Here is a 3,696-nt window from a genome sequence, read left to right on the forward strand (position 1 = left end):
AGGGCTTCACATCTCGTGCTCGTTGCATCGGTCTGGCCGTGAGAGTTTGGTGCGAACAACCACGCAGCAGCTCTTGCTGTCTCTCAACCTCGGGTGTCAAGCGGCTTTACCGGAAGCTCACGATGCATGCGTCGGGGCCGCTTGCCGCGCGCCGGTATGGTACACGGTGGGCTGATCCCAGTCTCCCGTATATTTGGGGTCTTGTGTCTCTCAATCTTTGTTGACCATATTGGAGAACAATTTTTCTTACGACTGCGCACTCTTATGACAATGATGAAGCTGCAGGGACAGCAACCACAACATGGGCAGCCATTTTCCTGCGTGATTATTGGCGACACTTCGCTTCCTGCTCACTGTGCCGGCATACTTGTACGTGCCGGGCATACTGTGAAGGCCGTGATCAGTGACACGCCAGAGTTTCGCCAATGGGCGCATGACCACAACGTGCCGGTCTACCACTCGCAGGAAGATTGGGGAGCCCAGCTATCGCCGCAGTCGTTTACGTATCTCTTTAGTATCATTAATCAGCGGATTCTTTCTGCTGCGCTGTTGTCGCTGCCGTCTCATGCCGCGATCAACTTTCATGATGGCCCACTCCCCAGATTTGCCGGTATGTATGCCCCGGCCTGGGCACTGTTGCGACGTGAGACAGAGCATGGTGTGACTTGGCATGTCATGACTGGCGAGGTCGATGCCGGTGACATTCTCAAGCAGCGGCGCTTCTCTCTTGCCCCGGACGAGACCTCGTTGAGTCTGAACCTGAAATGTTACGAAGCGGCGATCGCCTCATTCCAGGAATTAGTTACGGAGTTGGCCGACCAGCGATGGAGCCCGATCCCACAAGACCTCAGTCTGCGCACGTACTTCGCTGAGCATGAAAGACCGCCAGGTGGAGGAATTATTTCGTGGAACACTCCAGCAGCAGACCTCGCGGGGGTTTGTCGGGCCTTGTCTTTTGGTCCGTACCTCAATCCGCTGACCACCCTGAAGTTCCATGTGAACGGTGATTTTTTCATTGTCACTGAATATGAGCTGCGTCCCGGCTCTCCGTCAGTTGCTGCCGGGACCATTCGTGCCATGCAGCAAGATAGTCTGACGATCGCTACGGCAACGGAAGACTTCACAATTACCAAACTGCTCACCGTGGATGGTGATGCCGTACCGGTTGCCTCCTTGAGCCAGCAGTATGGGTTGCAAATCGGTCAGCAACTCCCGGATCTTGCCCGCACAACGCTCAATGAACTTACACAACAAGCGAGCCACACTGCAAAGCATGAGGGGTTTTGGCGTAAACGACTCACCTCCATCCACCCTGCTCGCTTGCCCTATGTTTCATCGCCTATGAATGAGCGTACTGGGAGTGCCTCACTGCCGGTGTCGTTTTCGCTTCCGGTCGGAGCGCACACCGTACCGCCTCAACCATGGCGGCGAGACACCCTCATACTCACAGCGTTCGCGGTCTACCTCTCTCGACTCACCCAAGAGCACTCGTTTGATATTGGCTTCACTTCGGCATCACAGCGAGCAGAGGAGCACCACACCACACCGCTCTCTGAAAAGTTGTTTGCCGTACGGGTGCCGTTCCGGGTGCAGTTAGACTTGGATGGACCGTTCACCCAAGCGTATACGACTATTGCACAAGAAGTGACTCTGTGTGAACACCATCGCACCTACACGCGGGATCTCCTGGTCCGCGACCCAGCTATACACGAGATACCTAGGGTACGTCACGTTGCTGATGTCTCAGTGGTTTTCTTGCCCTGTGTTGACGAAGATCCCTGCTATGCTCAGGGAGCCATAACTCTGCATGTGTCACCAGATGTTTTTTCACTCGACACATCTGCAGCCGAACCGATGTCTGCGACGATCGTCTATAACACGCGGGTTCTCGATGAACCCACGATTCTGCGCATGGTCGGGCATCTACAAACCCTGCTGACGGCTGCGGTTGCGAACCCTGAGCAACCTCTGTCTGCCCTGCCGCTGCTTACCGCCAGCGAGCGTCAGCAGATACTCTTCGACTGGAACGACACAACGCGTGATTATCCTCAGACGCAGTGTCTTCAACAGTTATTCGCTACACAAGTCGAACGTACACCGGACGCCGTCGCGGTAGTGTGTGCGGAGGAACACGTACCGTATCGAGTACTCAATGCACGTGCCAATCGGCTTGCGCACTATTTGCAAAAGAAAGGCGTGCAGCGCGAGACCCTCGTGGGCGTGTGCCTGGAGCGTTCACTCGATATGACCGTTGCCTTGTTGGCCATTCTGAAAGCCGGTGGCGCGTATGTGCTGTTGGACCCCCATTATCCAACAGAGCGGTTGCGCTTCATGCTCGAGGATACCGCCGTCTCTATTATACTCACGCAAGAAAAGTTCTTCCCATTATTCTCCAACGCTGAAGCCGCTGAGGTAGGTAGCACGGGAAACCCCACTCCGCACCCTCTTTGTGATGCGCAGCAGTTGGTTTGTCTTGACACCGAGTGGGACACAATCAACAAAGAGCGTGTTGACAACCCTGCCTGTGTAACAACGGCGGACGATTGTGCTTATGTCATGTACACGTCAGGATCGACGGGCCGTCCCAAGGGGGTCGCCGTACCACACCGAGGCATCACGCGTTTACTGTTCGGCGTAGACTATGTCCAGCTCGACACTCAGCAAAAGTTGCTGCACCTGGCGCCTATCTCGTTCGACGCCTCGACCTTTGAAATTTGGGGAGCGCTCCTGCATGGCGGCACCTGTGTGTTGTATCCGGCCCAGGTTCCAAGTCCGCACGAACTCGGCGCGCTGGTCAAGCGCCACGGGGTGACGACGTTGTGGCTTACCGCATCATTATTCAATACCGTCATCGGTACTGAACCTGGAGCACTCTCTGGAGTCCGCCAATTGCTCATTGGCGGCGAGGCGTTGTCTGTAGCGCACGTGCGTCGCGCCTTGGCGCTTCTGCCTACCACGCGAATCACGAATGGGTACGGGCCGACTGAAAGCACGACGTTCGCGTGTTGCTATCACATCCCGCGCCAGCTCGCGGCCAACCTGACCTCAGTTCCCATCGGCACCCCGATCAGTAACACCACGGTGTATATTCTTGACCAGTACTTGTCACCGCTGCCTGTTGGCGTCCCTGGAGAATTGTATATTGGTGGAGACGGACTCGCCTGCGGGTATCTCCATCGCCCAGAACAGAGCGCAGAGAAATTTATCCCCGACCCTTTCAGCTCTCGTCCTGGAGCGCGACTCTACCGCACTGGTGATATGGTGCGGTACCTGCCTGACGGGAACATCGAGTTTCTTGGGCGTCGTGATACCCAGGTGAAGATACGCGGATATCGCATTGAGTTGGGCGAAATCGAGGCGACCCTACAAACGCATCCGGCCGTGCAGAGTGCGGTCGTCCTTGCTCGGGAAGATGTTCCTGAAGACAAACAACTTATTGCTTATATTGTTGGACATCACGGCTCCTCTCCGCCCCTATCCGCACTCTGCGCGTTTTTACGGACAACGCTGCCGGACTACATGCTGCCGGTGGCCTTTGTTGTTGTAGAGAGGATCCCGCTGACCCCGAATGGTAAGGTCGACCGCAATGCATTACCGCACGGGGAACGCGCTTAGAGTCTTGTAAAAAGAAGGGGTTAGGATAGAGAGGGCAGCACGGGTGTCCGGGAAAAAGGAGGAGGAGGTATGCCTGCGCTC

General features: G+C 55.9%; 1 protein-coding gene. It reads left to right on the forward strand.

Going from position 1 to position 3,696, the window contains the following annotated elements:
* Nucleotides 1-126 precede the first annotated feature (126 nt).
* On the forward strand, nucleotides 127-3,615 hold the full coding sequence (locus FJ147_27825; GenBank protein MBM4259692.1) for an amino acid adenylation domain-containing protein: 3,489 nt from the start codon (nucleotides 127-129) through the stop codon (nucleotides 3,613-3,615).
* Nucleotides 3,616-3,696 lie beyond the last annotated feature (81 nt).

The sequence above is a fragment of the Deltaproteobacteria bacterium genome, from assembly GCA_016874775.1.
Taxonomy (GTDB): domain Bacteria; phylum Desulfobacterota; class Binatia; order Bin18; family Bin18; genus VGTJ01.